Annotated in this window: 15 protein-coding genes and 1 tRNA gene; 6 read left to right on the top strand and 10 right to left on the bottom strand. The window is 53.1% G+C overall.

Annotated features, from left to right (window positions below):
* Positions 1-11: 11 nt before the first annotated feature.
* The 4 genes from AB6729_RS08435 to AB6729_RS08450 are packed head-to-tail and all read right to left on the bottom strand — an operon-like array spanning position 12 to position 3,517.
* A complete protein-coding gene (locus AB6729_RS08435; protein WP_371081132.1) occupies positions 12-1,322 on the bottom strand; it encodes a chloride channel protein in 1,311 nt (436 codons plus the stop codon).
* A gap of 26 nt (positions 1,323-1,348) precedes the next feature.
* Positions 1,349-1,792, bottom strand: a complete 444-nt coding sequence (locus AB6729_RS08440; RefSeq protein ID WP_371081133.1) for a MarR family transcriptional regulator — start codon at positions 1,790-1,792, stop codon at positions 1,349-1,351.
* A gap of 49 nt (positions 1,793-1,841) precedes the next feature.
* On the bottom strand, positions 1,842-2,774 hold the full coding sequence (locus AB6729_RS08445) for a magnesium transporter CorA family protein (protein ID WP_371081134.1): 933 nt from the start codon (positions 2,772-2,774) through the stop codon (positions 1,842-1,844).
* Between the two features lie 26 nt (positions 2,775-2,800).
* A complete protein-coding gene (locus AB6729_RS08450; RefSeq protein ID WP_371081135.1) occupies positions 2,801-3,517 on the bottom strand; it encodes a queuosine precursor transporter in 717 nt (238 codons plus the stop codon).
* Between the two features lie 123 nt (positions 3,518-3,640).
* On the opposite strand from AB6729_RS08450, the gene AB6729_RS08455 reads away from it, so the two are divergent.
* Positions 3,641-3,716 (top strand) — tRNA-Glu (locus AB6729_RS08455).
* Between the two features lie 179 nt (positions 3,717-3,895).
* Here AB6729_RS08455 and AB6729_RS08460 read toward each other — a convergent pair.
* Both AB6729_RS08460 and AB6729_RS08465 read right to left on the bottom strand, forming a co-directional pair.
* The gene (locus tag AB6729_RS08460; protein WP_371081136.1) at positions 3,896-4,552 is read right to left on the bottom strand and encodes a UdgX family uracil-DNA binding protein; all 657 of its coding nucleotides are present in this window, start codon (positions 4,550-4,552) and stop codon (positions 3,896-3,898) included.
* A gap of 40 nt (positions 4,553-4,592) precedes the next feature.
* Positions 4,593-4,766: a hypothetical protein gene (locus tag AB6729_RS08465; RefSeq protein WP_371081137.1), complete on the bottom strand. Its 174-nt coding sequence runs from the start codon at positions 4,764-4,766 to the stop codon at positions 4,593-4,595.
* A 480-nt stretch (positions 4,767-5,246) separates the two neighbouring features.
* On the opposite strand from AB6729_RS08465, the gene AB6729_RS08470 reads away from it, so the two are divergent.
* The 5 genes from AB6729_RS08470 to AB6729_RS08490 all read left to right on the top strand — a co-directional run bounded on the left by AB6729_RS08470 (position 5,247) and on the right by AB6729_RS08490 (position 10,790).
* Positions 5,247-6,719 (top strand): sulfatase, encoded by a 1,473-nt coding sequence (locus AB6729_RS08470; protein ID WP_371081138.1) that lies wholly within the window; start codon positions 5,247-5,249, stop codon positions 6,717-6,719.
* 280 nt (positions 6,720-6,999) lie between these two features.
* Positions 7,000-7,527 (top strand): cytochrome c, encoded by a 528-nt coding sequence (locus AB6729_RS08475; protein WP_371081139.1) that lies wholly within the window; start codon positions 7,000-7,002, stop codon positions 7,525-7,527.
* Positions 7,528-7,617: 90 nt separating this feature from the next.
* The gene (locus tag AB6729_RS08480; RefSeq protein ID WP_371081140.1) at positions 7,618-8,298 is read left to right on the top strand and encodes a response regulator transcription factor; all 681 of its coding nucleotides are present in this window, start codon (positions 7,618-7,620) and stop codon (positions 8,296-8,298) included.
* 404 nt (positions 8,299-8,702) lie between these two features.
* A complete protein-coding gene (locus tag AB6729_RS08485; RefSeq protein ID WP_371081141.1) occupies positions 8,703-9,698 on the top strand; it encodes a sensor histidine kinase in 996 nt (331 codons plus the stop codon).
* A 78-nt stretch (positions 9,699-9,776) separates the two neighbouring features.
* Complete coding sequence (locus AB6729_RS08490; RefSeq protein ID WP_371081142.1) at positions 9,777-10,790, top strand: YncE family protein; 1,014 nt, start codon at positions 9,777-9,779, stop codon at positions 10,788-10,790.
* A 54-nt stretch (positions 10,791-10,844) separates the two neighbouring features.
* Here AB6729_RS08490 and AB6729_RS08495 read toward each other — a convergent pair whose 3' ends face one another.
* The 4 genes from AB6729_RS08495 to AB6729_RS08510 form a co-directional block, all read right to left on the bottom strand.
* Entirely contained in the window at positions 10,845-13,949 is a 3,105-nt protein-coding gene (locus AB6729_RS08495) for an efflux RND transporter permease subunit (protein ID WP_371081143.1), read from the bottom strand.
* Entirely contained in the window at positions 13,949-15,229 is a 1,281-nt protein-coding gene (locus AB6729_RS08500; RefSeq protein ID WP_371081144.1) for an efflux RND transporter periplasmic adaptor subunit, read from the bottom strand. Before AB6729_RS08500 ends, AB6729_RS08495 begins: the two co-directional genes overlap by 1 nt.
* A gap of 4 nt (positions 15,230-15,233) precedes the next feature.
* On the bottom strand, positions 15,234-16,508 hold the full coding sequence (locus tag AB6729_RS08505; RefSeq protein WP_371081145.1) for a TolC family protein: 1,275 nt from the start codon (positions 16,506-16,508) through the stop codon (positions 15,234-15,236).
* 167 nt (positions 16,509-16,675) lie between these two features.
* The gene (locus AB6729_RS08510) at positions 16,676-18,001 is read right to left on the bottom strand and encodes a hypothetical protein (RefSeq protein ID WP_371081146.1); all 1,326 of its coding nucleotides are present in this window, start codon (positions 17,999-18,001) and stop codon (positions 16,676-16,678) included.
* Positions 18,002-18,162 lie beyond the last annotated feature (161 nt).

Below are 18,162 nucleotides of genomic sequence, written 5' to 3' on the forward strand. Positions count from 1 at the left end.
CTGGTAGATCGCTATTCGACGCGGGAGTGCACATGTTGTGCTGGTGATACAGATGCATCGCCAGAGATTACATATGCAATCGCTGCACCTACAAGGGCCGGAATCAGGAATCCGTGACCTCCCGTAGTCTCGGCCATGAACACGACAGCTGCCAGCGGAGCCTTGTACGCGGCAGAGATGAAGGATGTCATCCCCACAGCCTCATACAGCCCTAAAGCCTGCGTATGAACAACGCTTTGGCCAAATGCGGCACCGAGGCTTCCACCACTCAGAAACAACGGAACAAACATTGCGCTGACACCGCCCACGCCCAGTGTGCAGGCAGTTGCTGCGAGCTTCATTAAAGTGAAGAACAACAGTTCCGGCGTCGAGTGATTCTGGCCAATAATCAGTCGTACCGCTTCGTAATTTGGGCCAAGCGGGATAAGAAGTCCAGGATAGAAATGCAGGAATGCCAGGCCGCATAGTGCTGTACCCAGTCCACCGATTCCCATCTTGATCCAATGTGGGACCGGGCATTGAATGATGGAACGACGAAGTCTACGGAATGTGATGACAAAGGTCATAGCGATAAGGCCAATCACCATGCCCAACAGCGCGCACCAGACAAGATCTTTCGGCGTATACGAAGATGAAGCCGCGAATGCGAACAGGGGTTCGCTACCGAAAAAAACGCCGAGTGTCATGTAAGAAACAACAGAGGCGATCAGAGAGGGCACAAGTGCTTCGTGTGCCATGTCGTCTTTGTATGGCATCTCCAGCGCAAACACGATACCCGTAAGAGGTGCGCGAAAAACAGCGGACATGCCCGCTGCTGCGCCACAAAGCAACAGGATGCGGCGATGGCGCGGGGTAAGTCCCAACGCCGAAATTTTGGAGAGTCGCGACCAAACCCATGTTCCGATGGCCGCTCCGCCATAAATTGCAGGGCCTTCGAGTGCGGCGCTTCCACCAGAACCGACGGTAGTAATTGCAGCGATCAACTTCACAGGTGTCGAACGCAGATCGATCTTCCCGTCATTCTCGTGATACATCTCGATCACTTCTTCTGTGGAATGCAGATTGGGATCGGGCGTACCAAACTGCATCAGAAGTCCAGTAACGATACCGCCGATAGTCAGTCCCGGGATGATGATCCAATGATGCGCAAGATATAGAGCAAGCACGCCAGGCCAGATGTAGCGCAACAAGACGGTTGCGACCACAGTAATTCCCAGGCCTGCAGTAATGCCAACGATGGGAGCTACGATTAACCAACGATGGAGATTCCGTTCGTAAGTGCTGGAAAGATCTTCACGCACTAACGGAAGAGAACGACTCAACCAGCCTCTTCTGGGTTTCTCGATAGTCACTCGGTAGCTCCTTCAGCTTCGCCATCGAGCAAGACAATCTTGTTCAGCGAGGCGATCAGTTCAGGCGCCCAGAGGCGCAGTTCGCGAGCATGATCTCTGGAGAGTCGAGCCAACATTTTTTTACCGGCGGGCGTCAGCTGCAGGATCACATAGCGCCGATTCACTTTCAGCTTGTCGCGCACAAGAAAGCCGGCAACTTCGCATCGCTTACAGAGTTCCACTGCACTGTTGTGGTGTAACTGCAGTCGATCAGCGATATAGGCAACGGTAACAAGCGTATCGGGTGGCGCTCCGGCAATCTGCAGCAAAAGCTGATGCTGTTGCGGAAGAAGCCCTGCTTTTTCAGCGGCCAGTTCACTGTAATGCAGAAAACGGCGGAGATCCGCCCGAAAGGCTGCCAGTGCTACCGTCAGTTGCTTATCTCCGGAAGTCGGCTTCACACATATATCGTATCACGATGTATTCGTGAAAGCCGTACCGCTGCTTCTGCTAAAACCAGCGGCGCGTCCGAAAAAATGCGAGTGGTAGAACAACGGACAAGAGCATTAAACCCAAGGCATAAGGGTAGCCGTGCGCCCACTGCAATTCCGGCATATGCTCAAAATTCATTCCATAGATGGAGCCGATCAGCGTGGGAGGTAAGAAGATTACGGCTGCCACGCTGAGCGTCTTCATAATTGCATTCTGCTGAATGGAGATGAGGCCAATATTCGAATCAAGCAGGAATTGAATCTGCGTCTGCAAAAAGTTGTCGTGCTCCAACAGCGACTGCACATCCAGCGTGAGCGTCTTCAACCTAACGTCCAGCCCCGAGTCGTTCTCTATCTGAAGCTTCAGAAAAGGAAGTGCGCGACCAATACTATGCAGGCTCTGACGCACGCGTGCTGCAAGCTCTCCTGCATTGCCAATGCGTTTCAAGAGCTGGCTCAGGTCCTTTGCCGCAATGCTTTCCATGGAACTCGACGTATCGCGCGAGAAGATCTCAAGTGAGATGGGATCCAGTGCATCACCAATCTCTTCCAGGATGTCAGCGTCACGGTCTACGATGGTCTCCAATAGACAGAGCAGTAAGGACAGCGATGATGGAAATGCCTGTTCCGGTTTACGTGTCCGCGCGAGGAACTGGGCAAACGACCTTGGCTCTGCATAACGCAGCGTGATGAATTGCTGCCGCACCAGGACGAGCGTGAAGCTTGTCAGCCCTGGTTCTCCCCTACTTCCCCGTTCCACCGCGCGTACGGTGATATAAGTAGCGTCTCCCTCATGATAGAGCGCGCTGCTGCTCTCTACCTCACGCATCTCTTCCCGCGTCGGAATGGTGATCTTTAATTCCGCTTCTACACGCTGCTCTTCTTCCGCGGACGGCGCATAGAGATCAATCCATGCTGCATCCTTCAGATCACCTTCTGCACCAATTTCCAACTGACCAGCGCGATCATAGTATGTCGTTAACATTCTGTGGAGGAAGCAGCCTTTCTTTCTGAAAATCGAAACGGATTGAAGGAAGTATGGTGATCGAAACTTTCTCCGCCTTCGATTCGCTTCAAAGCATAGATGACGGCATAGGTCAGCGGTGTTGCCAACACTTCATAGCTGACCTTCAACACATAGCTGCTAAGAATCATGAAGAACATTGTTCTTGCGGGAACGATGCCACCAAACGTCAGCACGACCACCAGGCTTGTATCAATCGCCTGACCAACGATGGTGGACCCAACGGTGCGCGTCCACAGCCAACGCCCATTTGTAAGCAGCTTCAGTCTGGCCATGACATAGCTGTTAGCGAACTCCCCGAACCAGAACGCCGCAAGGCTTGCGGCAAGAATGCGTGGGATGAATCCGAAGACCGTTGAGAAGGCTTCCTGATTATGCCAACTGGGATCGGCTGGTAGTTTGATCGTCAGCGCTGCTGCAACATAAAGCAACGCCGTAGCAAAGAAGCCAAGCCAGATGGCACGCCGCGACGCAGCGTATCCATACACTTCCGTGAAGACGTCTCCAAAAATATATGTGATGGGGAAAAGCAAGATCGCACCGGAAACCGGCAAGCCGCCGATCCGGCATATCTTCTGCGCTAACAGATTCGACACCAGCAGAATGACGACGAATGCCACCTGCAATACATCCAATAAACGGCGAGCGGGCTGACGATGCGTGTTGGTCATTTTGCGTTCCACTGGAGACTAGCACCGTTCTCCAGAAGAACGTTTTTCAAATTTTGACATCGAGTGCAGATACGACTAATCTTGGAAATGGCACAGCGTGATCCCACGCTTGAGTGCAGGTGCGTCCCCGTCGTCCAGTGGCCCAGGACACCGCCCTTTCACGGCGGTAACACGGGTTCGAATCCCGTCGGGGACGCCATTTCCAATCAATAACTTAGAGCGAACCTCACACTGATCCTGAAGCCCGGTGACTCAGTGGTGACTAAGTGCTCTATGCTTCCAGCGACAGCATCCCTTTCATGATCCATCCATCTTGCTTACAGATGCTTTCCTTTATGGGCCGTTTGCGCTGTAGTTCTGCGCGTCCCGCGGAAGAGGTTATTTCTTCAGAAATTCTGTGACCCTCCGCAAGTCATCCATGAAAATTTTGGTGTCCCGCTGGCGGTCTTCGTCTGTCCTGGCCCGGAGAATAGCGGACGGATGCAGGGTGGCAATGATTGGGGGGAAACCTTCAACCTCATGGATTTTCCCATGCGACTGGGTGATCTTGAAGCCTGAGCCGAGCAAGGATTGCGCTGCCGTGGCTCCGAGGCAAACAATTATCTCTGGATGAACGGCCTCAAGTTCCGCTTCCAGCCACGGCCTACAGGCATGAATCTCTTTCATACTCGGTTTCTTGTGGATGCGGAGTTTGCCACGCGGCTGCCAACCGAAGTGCTTCACCGTGTTGGTGACATAGACTTTTCGTCGATTGATATCAGCTGCTTCGAGACACTTATCGAGGAACTTCCCCGCGGGACCAACGAATGGCCTCCCCTGCTTATCTTCCTGGTCGCCTGGTTGTTCGCCGATCATCATGATCGACACCTTCGGCTTCTTTGCCTTGGCTCCCGTCTCCAGCTCTCCAAACACAGCCTGCGTTGCATTTTTATAGAGGTCGCAACCCTGACAATGCTGAACGGCCTCCTGCAAAACAGGCAGTGTTCGATCATCGGGTACAAATGGGGCTGCGCTTTGTTCCGCACCTACAGGCATGGGAGGAACTCCTTCTGCTGCGCTTGGATGCTTGAAAGAGCTATTTCAGAATTTCCTGATCATCCAAAATTTTGTGGACAATCTTTTCAAGGAACCGGGACGGCTCCGCCAGGACACCAGCTTCGGTCAGCAGCTTGGCTGCAAACTGCAACTGCCGTGGAGTATTGTTCAGCGAACTGATCTGGCCAAACTGGGCGTTGGAGAAGTTCGTCACGGGTGACCCGAAAACCCACCTGGTTCAGGGCATTGAATGCCTCGCCACGAATCTGCAGTTTTAGATCGTTCTTGAGGGTGAAATTCTTTGAACAGCGAGAAGCCCACACACAATTTTGAGGTCGTATTAAAAAGCGATTTCGTGAAAGACGAAGTCAGCAACACACACGTCATCGCATACCACGTGCATTAGGCGTCGGTTTAGTCGATCCAAAGTAAGGCCGGATGCAAAGGTCGCTGTTCTTCTCTTCGCGCAAAGATAAAAGTACCGATACAGTTTGGTTTTCATCGTGACATGCGCCACAATACGGTGACAGCACCGTGCGAAATAATTATTCCAAAGGACTTATGATTCCCCACTCCTTACGATGTCCATTGCATTGATTTAGAGCCATATGCGATAACGCTATCTCTGCAGCAACACACATGGAATTCGCCGCGAAACTATTCTGGCGAAACATTGGCTTTGGAAGGAACACACATGGAATCATTTGGGAAACAGCTCGACCGGCGGCAATTTCTACAGGCAGGTGCGGCAACAGCATTGGGCGCTGCGGTGAACTCAAACATGGCACACGCGCTGCCTGTCCCTGCGGAGGAGAATGCCGCCGCCGCAGGCAAGAAGCCAAACCTGATCTTCCTTTACACCGAAGGGCAGCGCTGGGACTGCCTCAGTAGTGCGGGTCATCCCCTGCTGAAGACGCCGAATATGGATCGTATTGCGCACGAAGGTGTGAAGTTTGAAAATGCCTTCTGCACGAATGCACTTTGCGCTCCTGCACGCGCATCCGCCATGACCGGCATGTGGTCCCGTTCCACCGGCGCGCTGGACAACAAGACGGTGCACACACCGTTTCCCTCCGACATCCCTGTCTTCACGGACTACCTGTTGCAGGAAGGCTATGAAACCTGCATCGTTGGCAAAGTGCATGTGCGTAACGGTCTGAAGGAAAAGCACTGGGATTATTACCTTGGCGTCAATGCGCCGGCCACCAACTACTACAAGCCGAAGATGGCCGAAGGAAAGAACGGCAAGATCGGTGAAGTTCAAACATGGGACGAAGGCTACTGTGACGACTTCGTCACCGACCGCGTATTGGATTGGCTCAAGCAGCCGCGTGAGAAACCCTTTGCCCTGTTGCTCTGGTACATGACACCGCACGCGCCTTATTTCCGCCCTCGGCGCCATCTTGATCTGTACAACGGTGTGAAGATCCCCAAGCCTGCGTCCTTCGACGACGACCTCAAGGGATACCCCGGCAAGCCGACACCGTTCAAGACTGCGGACAACAAGATAGGCACCACCGACACTGGCGATGCCGTCCGTTCCATTGAAGAGCTCTGCAAGGACTACTACTCAGGGCTTGTCGCAATCGACGAAAACGTGGGCCGCATCTTCAAACACCTCGATGACACCAAGACCATGGATGACACTGCCATCATCCACAGCTCTGATCATGGATATCTCCTGGGCGAATGGCGCCTCTTCGACAAGCGCCTGATGCACGAGCCATCCATCCGTGTTCCCATGGCCATCCGTTACCCCAACCGCGTGAAAGCCGGTGGAGTAAAGAAAGAAATGGTGCTGGACGTAGACATTGCCCCCACCGTGATGGATTTAGTAGGCCTGCCCATTCCCAAGCAGTTCCAGGGTCGCTCCATGCTGGAGCTTGTCGATAACAAAGGGACGGCATGGCGCAAGGAATGGCTGTATGACTACTACGAATTCCCCGGCGCTGAAAACGTAGCGCCGCACCGCGGTGTACGTACTGACACACACAAGTTCATCCATTGGTACACGCAATCGCCAGAGGAGTTCGAGTTATACGATCTTCAGCTCGATCCCAACGAAGCACACAACCTGTACGGCAATCCGAAATATGCGACCATCCAAAATAATCTGGAGAAACGTCTTGCAGACCTGCTGGTAGCCATCCCGGAACGACAAGCCTAGCAATACTAGAAACAGCCCTCTCCAGAAGAGGGCTGTTTCTCTTGCACAATCATGAACAATTCCGCAATCGAAGCGTTCACCGGCGTATTCAACTGAGCCGTACGCTGTTCTCTGCATGGCGTGCACTTAATCAGAGACTCCCATCCATGGAGAAGATGAGCCCTTGTAACTCAGCAATGAATCGTTCTTGAATCACAGTGATCTGAATTTCATCATTGGATAATTTCTCTGTTTTCTATATAAGTCCTTCAGGTTCATTTTGGAATAAGGATGGGAGAGCATGAAAACAGGAATCGCAGGAGTAATTTGTTTCGTTGTTGGAGTGCTGATTGTTCCGCTATTTGCGTGGAGCTATCTTAGCTATGGCAGACCACCCGTTGCGGTTACCGATTCCGCCTTTCCATTCGAAAAGCAGATCGTTCGCGTTCCTTTACATCGCCGGATGGAGAGTGAAATCGAACAGGCTCCCATTCAGCCGGATGAGAACAATCTCCTGGCAGGCGCGCAGATTTATAAGAGAGAGTGTTCGTTTTGCCACGGGATACCGAGCCAACCGGCTGAAGTGGGTCAGAACATGTATCCCAGCGTGCCTCAGCTATGGCAGAAGCACAAAAATGGCGTCGTCGGTGTAAGCGATGATCCGGCAGGAGAAACTTACTGGCGCATCAAGAACGGTATCCGGCTTACTGGTATGCCCTCATATCAGAAAATACTTTCGCCGACGCAGATGTGGCAGGTAAGCCTGCTGCTCGCATCAGCAGACAAGCCTCTTTCTCCTTCTGTTCAGGCTGCCCTGTCGCAGCCATAGCAGAGGCTGTGTTTCTCGTACTTGTTTCGGTTCCCGCCATCGCTCCGTATTCAGTGAAACTTAAGTTTGGTTAGCAGATAATAGAGGGCCATGAGAATCCTCCTGGTGGAAGACGAAATCCGGTTGGCCACAAACATTGTCAACGGTATGCGAGAAGCGGGTTTCGCTGTGGACCATGCTGCGGATGGCAAGGAAGGTCTCGACTATGCGGAGCAAAATCTCTTTGACCTGATTGTTCTGGATCTCATGTTGCCGGCCCTCTCCGGGCAGGAAGTTCTGCGCATTCTCCGTAAGAGAAAGAACCTGACACCGGTTTTGATCCTGACCGCGCAGGAGGGCAAGACCACTATCATCGACATGCTGAACAGTGGCGCCGATGACTACCTGGCGAAGCCATTTGATCTGGGAGAACTTATTGCGCGGATCAAGGCATTGATTCGTCGCTCCAATGGAGCGGCATCACCCAAATTGCAGGTGGCGGACCTTCAGATTGATACGGTGTTGCAAACAGTCAATCGTGGAAGCGAAACCATCGATGTGTCGCCCACTGAGTACCGCATTCTGGAGTATCTGGCTTACCGCCCCCGTGCTGTCGTTTCAAAGAAAGAGCTTCTGGAACATCTTTACGATTACAACTGGGAACATCATTCGAACGTAATTGAAGCGCATATCTCAAATCTAAGACGGAAGATTTCTCTTCCAGACGGCGAACCGATTATCGAGACATTGCGTCATCGCGGCTACCGGCTACGGTCGGGTGACCTAACGTGAAATCGGGTATATCCATTACGCGCAGGCTCACACTTGCTGTGCTGCTGCTGGAGTTTCTGGCAGCACTTGTACTGATTGCAACCGTTACGATTCACGAGCGACGCGTGCAATTCGAAGCCTTCGATGCGAATCTTCGTGCCACTTCCAACGCACTTCTTGGCGCAGTACAGGAAGCGGACAGCAAGGATGGAAGTATTGCGTTAGATGCACAAGGCGTGAGTCTGCCTCCGCGTGCGGTCTATCATGTAACTGCCGATAACGGACAGGTGCTGGCGGAACATGGACAAGTGCCTTCCCTGCCGCTTGATTCCGGCACAGTATCCCAAACTCGCGTGCAGAATCACCGTTTCCGCTTCTACGTCTTGAAGGGTGATCGCATCATTGATCCCAACAGTCCACACGCGGTGGATCACAAGGTCACCGTAGTCTACGGCCTTCCGGAAGGGCGCACATGGCATTCGATTTTCGAAGCGACGCGCTTCTTCGCATATGCAACAGTCATTCTTCTTGGCATAACCGCAGCCATTTTGTCGTGGCTCATTCGCCGCTCTCTTCATCCCATACGCGAACTGGCACAGGAAGCAGAAAAAGTAGATGCCGAACGATGGGCCTTTCAAGCCCCTGCAAGCAGCGAACAGTTCCGCGAACTGCGCCCTCTTGCAGCTGCGATTGAGAAAACGCTCGCACGTCTGCAGCGGTCATTTGAACAACAGCGCCAATTCACAAGCGATGCCGCACATGAACTGAAAACCGATCTTGCCATTGCGAAATCGTCCCTGCAACTACTCGCGATGAAACGCAGAACCGTCGAAGAATACGAACGCGGACTGGACGTGGGAATGGAAGATATCGGCCGCCTGGAAGCCACAGTACAGAAGATGCTGGCACTGGCCCGTCTGGAACAAAGCCCGAAAGATCCCTCACACGAAAGCGATTTCGCGCAAGCATTACAAGATGCGATTACGCAATGCCAATCGTATGCCAATCTTCATGGACTCACCTTCGATCTTCTGGATTTCCCACCGAGCACAAAGGTCAAGCTCAACGCGGAAGACGCTCTTCTTCTTTGCTCGAATGTCCTGGTCAATGCAATTCAGCATTCTCCGGAACAGGCGCCGATTGCAATATCGCTGACCATGCGTAACGGATGGACCGAGTTGAAAATTCGAGATCATGGCAATGGCATTGCAGATAAAAATCAGCCGCATCTGTTCGACGCATTTTACCGGGGCGATGCGTCTCGGAGCCGCAACACGGGCGGCACGGGCCTGGGACTTTCCATCTGCAAAGCGATCTGCAGTCGGGCAGGTGGAAACATCTCCATTGCCAATCACCCCTCGGGTGGAGCAGAAGTCGTAATTCTTTTACCGATTCTTGTTACAAAGTCAGAGATAAATTAAGCCCTACTTAAGGCAGCGGGATGACACTCATCGTCAACGGTGCATTTTCTGCGCCGAATTCAACGCTGGAGTGTGGTCGTGCGTTCATTCAATCAGGGCGTGAAATTGCTCTTTCTCTCGTTTGCGGTGGTATCACAGGCGCAAACCTACCATGTTTCCGACCACTGGAAGATTGGAGGCGCAGGCGGCTGGGACTATCTCCTGAGTGATGATGCCGCGCATCGCCTCTACATCACGCACGGACCCCGCGTGGAAGTGGTGGATACAACAACCGGGAAACCTATTGGCGCAGTCACGGGCATGAAGAGTACGCATGGCGTGGCGCTAGACCCCGATGGGAAGACGGGATACATCAGCGACGGTGCCGGGAATGCGATCATCGTTTTCGATCGTGCAACTCTTGCCATAACGGCCACCGTACCCGCTGGAACAAACCCTGACGGCATCACCTACGAACCAGTTACTCGAACAGTATGGGCTTTCAATGGACGGAGCAAGGATGTGTCCGTGATGGATGCAGCGAGCCATCGCATCGTGGCAACCATTCCCTTGCCAGGTAAACCGGAATTCCCTCAGGCCGATGGAAAGGGCAATGTCTTCGTCAACATTGAAGACAAAAATGTCATCGTAAAACTCGATGCCAAAACCAATAAGGCTGTAACAAGCTGGACACTGACCGGCTGCGATTCTCCGTCGGGCATGGCAATCGACCACGCAGGACATCGTCTTTTCTCTGTATGTGATGGGAAGAAGATGGCCGTCTCAGACTTCGCCGCAGGCAAGCTGGTTGGATTAGCGTCGATCGGAGATTCTCCCGATGCGGCCGGCTATGATCCTAAAACACGCCTCGCCTTCTCCTCTAATGGAGAAGGCACACTTTCCGTTGTGGATACAAGCAAGCCAGGCTTTCCGACTGTACAAACAGTAACCACGGTAAAGGGCGCACGTACTATGGCCTACGATGCGAATACGGGCAAGGTATTTCTTTCAGCGGCTCAGTATGGGCCAACTCCTACCCCCACTGCTGCAACGCCACGTCCACGCCCAACTGTACTTCAGGATAGCTTTGAGATTATTGTCGTCTCACGCTAACGAGGTGGAGATAAATAGAAATGGCCCGCTTAGCGGGCCATCTCTATTTGCACATCAGACAGCAGCTTCTGGCAATGGATCATGTCTTCGAACTGTTAGCAGGTAATACACAACGGGCGTAACGATGAGACTAAGGAGCATAGAGATCACCAAACCACCAATGACAGCGATAGCAAGTGGTTGTAGCATTTGTGACCCAGCTCCAAGGGCAAACGCCAGCGGTAACATGCCGCAGATGGCAGCCGTCGCCGTCATCAGAATAGGACGAAGACGTCGTTGCGCTGCATGCAACATCGCGTCTTTGGCTGATGTCCCATCACCACGATAGCGTTCGTCCGCATCCAGCAACAGAATGCCGTTCTTAGCCACGATGCCGATCACCATGATGATTCCCATGAATGAAGCCACATTAAAAGTGGTTCCCGTCAGAAACAATGCGAGCACAACACCCGCGACAGACAACACCGAAGAAGTAAGAATCGCAATGGGTGCGGAGAAATTGCGGAACTCCACCAACAACACTCCAAAGACCAACGCCAGGGAAATCATCAGCACCTTCAAGAGTTCGCCGAAGGATTTCTGCTGTTCCTGATAGGTTCCACCGTAAACAACTGAGACTGTCGGTGGCAGGTGCAGCGCATGAACTGTCCCCTGCACTTTTGCGATAGCAGTGCCAAGATCGGATCCCTGTAACTGCGCCGTGACAACAACAAGGCGCTGCAGATTTTCTCGCCGGATCTCATTCTGCGGTGGGAGCTGTGTGATCTGTGCAAGCGATCCAAGCGTCGCCAGTTTGCCGCTTGCACTATTGAATACGGTATTTTCGATGGTATCGAGAGACTGCCTTGTCTCTTCTCCCAGTCGGACACGGACGGTGTAAGGACGACCGTTCGCAATCAAAGGATCGGTCGTCGTAACGCCATCAAGAATCGAGGTGGCATCCTCAGCAATCTCCTGTGGCGTGAATCCCATCTTCCCTGCAACAGTGGGATCAATCTGAAAATTTGTTGCAGGGCTGCTGAGTGTGTTTTCGATTCCATTCTCCACACTCACAACGCCCGGGATCTTTTCAATGGCGTCAGCTACACGCGGTGCTACAACGGACAGGAGTGCCGGATCGCTGGCGAAGAGCTTGATCTGGATCGGCTCTGGCGCATTCGAAAGATCGTTGATCATGTCCTGCAGAACCTGCGTGAACTCCACATCGAGTTGCGGCTCTGTCTTCTTAATCTCCGCTCGTGCGTCTGCAATAACCTCATCAATGCCACGACTGCGCTTGTTCTTTAACTTGATGGTGAAGTCACCATAGTTCGCCTCGGTAACTGCGGCAAGGCCCATCTGAAGCCCCGTTCTGCGCGAGGTACTTTCCACTTCAGGAATCGCATGAAGAATGCGGTCAAGATGTTCCATGACGCGGTTCGTCTCCGTGAGTGAACTTCCTGCGGGCATGATGTAGTCAAGGATGAAGCCGCCTTCATCCATCCCCGGTAAAAGATCAGAACCAAGCGAACGATATCCAAAGAATGTTCCCACCACTAGAAGGCCGCAGAGTCCGAGCAACAGGAAAGGGCGAGAAAGTGCCCAGGTAAGCCCATGTTCATGCCAGGACAGAATCTTTTGCATGACACGCCCGTGCTTCTCGTGTTCGTTTGGCGTGCTTCGTGTTTCTTTCAATAGGACCAGGCTGAGCGCAGGTGTCCAGGTAACCGCGAGAAGCAGTGACGTTAACAACGCGACCGTCATCGTAATGGCAAGCGCGCGAAAGAAGCTGCCCGTAACGCCCGTCACCATAACAAGAGGAAGGAAGACCACCACAGGCGTAATCGTGGAGCCCACCAGAGGGACCGCGATTTCTTTCAGTGCGAGCCGTGCGGCTTCTGCGCGTGATTCACCATGATCACGATGCAGAACAATGTTCTCCACAACAACGATGGCATCGTCAATTACAAGTCCAACCGCAGCCGCCAGACCTCCAAGCGTCATCAGGTTAAAGCTCTCACCCAGGGCCCAAAGTACAAGTACAGTAAGTGCCACTGTGACAGGGATGACAAGTGCCGCTACCAGAGACGAGCTCCAGTCGCCGAGGAAGAGGAAGAGGATGACACACGCAAGCAACAAACCAATAAGAATGGCGTCACGCACACTGCGTATGCTTTCCCGCACCAACTCTGACTGATCGTAGTAAGGCTTTAACTCGACACCCGCTGGCAGAGTTTTCCGTAGTTGCTCAACCTTCGCAGCGACTGCATCCGCAACAGCTACTGTATTGCTAGCCGGCTGTCGTGTGATATTCAGGAGAACCGCAGGTTTTCCTTCAGCCGTTACCGCCGTGTAAACAGGAAGCACTCCATTCTGAACGGTTGCTACATCGGAGACACGGATGGCAGCACCACCGGCTGTTGTCTTAACAACAAGACGTCCAAGCTCAGACGCATCGTGTGCCTGAGCACCCACAAGACCAAGCACCAACTGATGATTCGCCTCGTAAAGACCGGGCGAATCGATGATGTTCGATGCCTGCACAGCATTGACAAGGTCCATGATGGTTGCGCCCGCCGTCTGCATGCGCGCCATGTTGGGAACGATATGAAACTCCGGAACCTTACCGCCTTGCACGGTTACGGTGCTTACACCCTCCACGCGATTGATCGGCGGCTTCAGTTGATAGGTCGCCAGTTCCCATAGTTGTGTCTGCGAAAGCTTGTCTGAGGTAAGGCTATAGCCAAGAATCGGGAATGTCGCAAAAGTCAGCCGATTCGTGGTAATGGTGGCTGTTTGTGGAAGGTTTTGACGCGCTTTACTAAGTGCCGCATCCACGAGCTGCAGCGTTTGGAACATATTGATGTTCCAATCGAAAAACAGACTAACTTCTGCGGAGCCACGGCTGGTAGTGGAACGAACCGTGGTCAATCCAGGAACCGAATTCACCGCGTCTTCAATGGGTTTTGTAACAGTGACCTGCATTTGATCTACAGGCATCACCCCGTTATCAATGCCAATCACCACACGGGGAAAGTTCGTTTCCGGGAAGACCGAGATGGGAACTTTCTGCGCGGCATAAATACCAGCAAGAGAAAGAACAGTCAGAAAGAAAAATATAGGTCCGCGAAAGCGAACGAGCCAATAACGATCCTGGCGCGGCATAAGAGGCTGCTCCATTACTTATCGTCTCCCTCTGTTCCCGGCTTACCAACCTTTACTTTCGCTCCATCACTGAGCCCGTAAGCACCTTTCGTAATAACTGTCTCTGAGCCGCTTAGTCCTTGTGTAACCTGCACATCTTCACCATCGTTGATGCCAAGCTGAACGGCCACCTTATGAGCGGTTCCATCGGAGCCCACCGTAAAGACAGACTTTCCGGCATCTTCCGCAGTGATTACCGCTTCTAACGGGACTTTAACGGCGTTTGGCGCTGTTCTTCCCATGATGGATACGCGAACCGGTGTGCCCGCTTTGAACTTGTTTGCGTCGTTCCGAATCTTCAGCCAGACTTCAACCGTTGTACTGCCAGGATCAAGCGCAGGACTGATCAGCGTTACCTTTCCTTTAATCGCTTCATCCACGCCGGGAATGGTGACTGAAGCTTCATCACCGAGACTCAACCGCTGCGCAACGATCTGCGACAGATGGACCTTCGCTAACAGCGATGATGTATCCATGACAGTAATCAGCGTTGTTCCAACATTCGCTGTTTCACCCTGAAAGAGTGGACGATCTGTCACCACGCCGGAGATCGGACTATGAATTTGCGAATACGACACCTGGGCTTCAGAAGTCTCGAGCTTGCCTTTTGCTGAAGATAACTGCCCCTGGGCCTGCTGCAGCGATGCTTCTTTACTGACGTTCCTGAGAGATGTGAGATGGTTGCGCGCCACATCGTATGCAGCCTGCGCCTGGGCCAGAGCCGCTACCGCCGTATCGTAATCACGGCCTGCAATGGCACCTTGCTCTAATAACTTCTTCCGCGCAGCAACGATTTCGCCTTGCAGATGAAGTTGCGCCTGAGCCTGCGCCACATCCAATTCTGCCTTCGCATAGTCCTCCGGAACCTGTGCCTTCGTTTGCATGTTGTACGACGCCTGAGCAGCTGTGTACTGACCTTTGTTGTCCAGCGCTTGCGCCGAGAGGTCGCGATTTTCCAACACCGCCAACAGTTGGCCCGCTTTCACCTGCGATCCACGTTGCACATAGAAGGTGCGGACAGGGGCGGTGATCTTCGGTGAGATTGCAGCCTGAGCCAACGGAGAAAGTGTTGCGTCCGCCATGATGCGTTCAGAGACATCGCCGCGTTCGACATGTTCTGCTTCCACCGTCACAAGCGATTGCGCTGTACCCTCTTCTGCTTTTTTGCAGCCAGCTATAGTCGTAACGCATAGAAGCGAAAGTGTAAGTAACGAAGCCTTCAGCGGTGTCATATGTGAAACCAATTTTTTCGTCATGGATTTAGAGGTTTCCTGTAAGTACTTGAAGTGCAGCAAGTGCCGATTCAAAGCGAACCGATCCGTCGGACTGTGCGGTTACGGCTGCAAGATAAGAGTTCTGCGCATCCACCACTTCAAGTGCGGTAGATTCTCCGGCCGCATAGCGAAGCTTGGTGAGACGCAGGCTTTCTTCAGCGGTGTGTACGCTTTGATCCAGCAGATCAAGCTGGTCTCTCGCGGCAGCGGCTTCTGCATAGCTCTCTTCCAGCGTGGCGATCAAACGCCGCTGTGCTGCCGTCAGGCCCACCTTTGCGGCGTCACGTTGAATCTCACTTTGTTTAACCCGCTTTTGCGTGGAGAACCAGTCCCACACAGGAATATCGACGGTGCCACTGATGGAATAACCCAGATTGCGAACATCGTCAGGGCCACGTTTCGCAAATTGCGGTGCGTCAATACCGTAGGTGAAGTTCAGGCCAAGATCCGGCAGATATGCGGCCTTTGCTGATTTCACACTGGCGTTTGCAGCATTCATGGCGGCGAGCGCGCTACGCATCTCCGGATTATTCTTCGTAGCCAGTAGATTCACTTCTTCCCGCGTTGGAAGATTGCGTTGCGATGTCGATGCATCGGTACTGTAAGGGGTCCGCGGATCAGGAAACAGCAGAACGCCAAGCTCTAATCGAACCTTGTCCGCAGCCACGTTCGCATCGGTTAGATCGCGCTGCTTCTGCTGCATTTGAAGTTGCGCCTTCACCACATCGGCATGGGCCACTTCACGCGCGGCCTCTCGTTGCTGCGTCACAACAGTGAATGCCTTCGCTTCCGCAAATGCATCGGCCTGTGCCTTTGCTTTGTCTCTTGCTGCCGTAACGGTGTAATACAGCGCAACCACCGTAGCAACCAGACCGCGACGAGCAATTTCGAGTTCCGCTGTAGCTCTTGCAGCATTCGCTGTGGCAACCTGGGCATCGGCAAACTGCTTCAGGCCAATCGTTTCATTCACAACACCCTGGCTGGTGTATTCGTGCACGGCATTATTCGCAATGAAGACTGGCGAGGCCTGCGCCCCTACCTGCCCCCCCTGGTTCGACTGACCGTTGGGTTGCGTATAGAGCATCTGATTGTGATAAACGACAGACGGCAGCATCGCTGTCTTTGCCAAATACCCATCGATCCTTGCGGATTTTTCCGCTGCTGCAGCCGCAGCGAAGGCTGGCTCATTCGCCTGCGCCTGATGGATGGCCTCGTTCAACGTAAGATGACGCGATGAGTCTGGCTGCACTTGTTGAGCCATGCTCAAGGACTGCCATCCCATAGGAAGCAGAACGGCGAAACAGATTGTTTGGCACAGCCGGGACCGAAAATCCATGGCCTTCAGCTTATGGGGTCAACATTAAGCAACACTGAACGCAATTCGAAAATCACATCGCCTTGAAAATAGCCGAATGTGCTCCGCAAAGATCAGTGCACGTGGAGAGCAATCACCTTGGTGTTACCCACGCCTCCGTGGATGAAGTCGCCGCTTAACAGCACCTCAAAGTCATGAAGACGACCGGAACTATCCGTTGCCTGACGAAGAACAGGACCATAAAGCCAGTCACTGGTGAGGAAGTTCAGTGCACCATAGGTCGTTCCCATGGAAGTGCCTTCCACAATCAACACGCGTCCCTGCCCCTGCGAGTTATTCAGTAGGGCGATATGCGTGATGGCCTTCAGAACAGGCCTGGTGCGCCGATAGATATAGCTGACCTCTTCGCCCTGTTTCGGCGATTTGTTTTGCACGGAGTAGACATCGGCAACATAGTCGTAATGCGCAACAAAATCCATCTCAGGCTGGTACAGCATCACCCACGGGTTGAATGTCTCCGAGCCAATCAAAATAAGGTTATTGTCGTGCGTGTCTGCCACGGCAACATCCCTGGCGTATCGGACTTCGATATTCCGGTCTAGTTCGGGCATTCCCATATGCTCTGGCACCTTCACCAGATTGGCGACCAGAACCAGGTCAGCCATTGGGGTCACCGAACGGATGGAAAGCGGTACATCCGTATGTGTCGGCGGGACGCTCGCTTTAGAGTCGCGGTCATAGTTATGCGTGGCATATTGTTCCAGGCTGAGCGACCTTTGCTCCCAGACTGTAAACATGTCCAGCGCTGCGTCGCCTGGAACAATCAGCGTTTTTCGATCAGGAGTAAACAGCGCTTTCCAGAGCGGAAGCGGTCCTTTCTGCACAGGCGGCACCACCGACGCGCGGCGCTGCTGGATGCACACTACGGCGAGCACCAGAACGACAATGCTCAAAAGGACCGTCGCAACACGATAGCGCAAGCGTTCCCGGGGCACGACTGGAGGCACAAGCGGAACAGAAAACGAATCCGGAGATGCTATGGGAGGCATCGCTGCTGCCGACGCCGCGGAAGCGTTGGGCCCAATCCGCCTTTCCACCGTGGCAATGTAGCCGCCCTTCGGAATATCGATCCGAAACTTATTCCCTGCCCCCTCCGACGAGTAGTAAATATCCAGTCGCTGACGCAGTTGCCGCACCGTCACGCGGACGATGGTGTCCTCTGACGAGTTGTAACCGGGAGTGCGTCCGAAAACCTGGATACCGATCTGCTGCTCCGTCAGGTCCACATGAGAGCCCCGGAGTGAGTGCGTTACTATGAACCCAAGGAGGGAACAGAGGCGCGGAGACTTGGCGAAAGAATGACTGGTGAGGACACGTTCCAGTTCCAGATGTTCTGCCGAACTTTCGGTATTTGCCACAGTCTCAGGCGTTATAGACACGTCATGCTTCTATCACCTTCCTCTTTCCATTCACAAGTGCAGCCCCCGCCTTGTAGGGCCGTGAGCGCAATTTCGAAGCGCATTCCGCCCTGTTGTTGTTGTCGATAATCCTCTAAAAAACAAGGAATAACGCGGTTTTAACGTGTGGTTTCACACGTGAG

Origin of the sequence: Terriglobus sp. RCC_193, assembly GCF_041355105.1 — a bacterium.
GTDB lineage: Bacteria > Acidobacteriota > Terriglobia > Terriglobales > Acidobacteriaceae > Terriglobus.

Excerpts from the sequence above, each read along its gene's own strand:
- AB6729_RS08450 (WP_371081135.1), bottom strand. The coding sequence starts at position 3,517 with ATGACCAACACGCATCGTCAGCCCGCTCGCCGTTTATTGGATGTATTG.
- AB6729_RS08460 (WP_371081136.1), bottom strand. The coding sequence starts at position 4,552 with ATGCCTGTAGGTGCGGAACAAAGCGCAGCCCCATTTGTACCCGATGAT.
- AB6729_RS08470 (WP_371081138.1), top strand. The coding sequence starts at position 5,247 with ATGGAATCATTTGGGAAACAGCTCGACCGGCGGCAATTTCTACAGGCA.
- AB6729_RS08475 (WP_371081139.1), top strand. The coding sequence starts at position 7,000 with ATGAAAACAGGAATCGCAGGAGTAATTTGTTTCGTTGTTGGAGTGCTG.
- AB6729_RS08480 (WP_371081140.1), top strand. The coding sequence starts at position 7,618 with ATGAGAATCCTCCTGGTGGAAGACGAAATCCGGTTGGCCACAAACATT.
- AB6729_RS08495 (WP_371081143.1), bottom strand. The coding sequence starts at position 13,949 with ATGGAGCAGCCTCTTATGCCGCGCCAGGATCGTTATTGGCTCGTTCGC.
- AB6729_RS08500 (WP_371081144.1), bottom strand. The coding sequence starts at position 15,229 with ATGACGAAAAAATTGGTTTCACATATGACACCGCTGAAGGCTTCGTTA.
- AB6729_RS08505 (WP_371081145.1), bottom strand. The coding sequence starts at position 16,508 with ATGGCTCAACAAGTGCAGCCAGACTCATCGCGTCATCTTACGTTGAAC.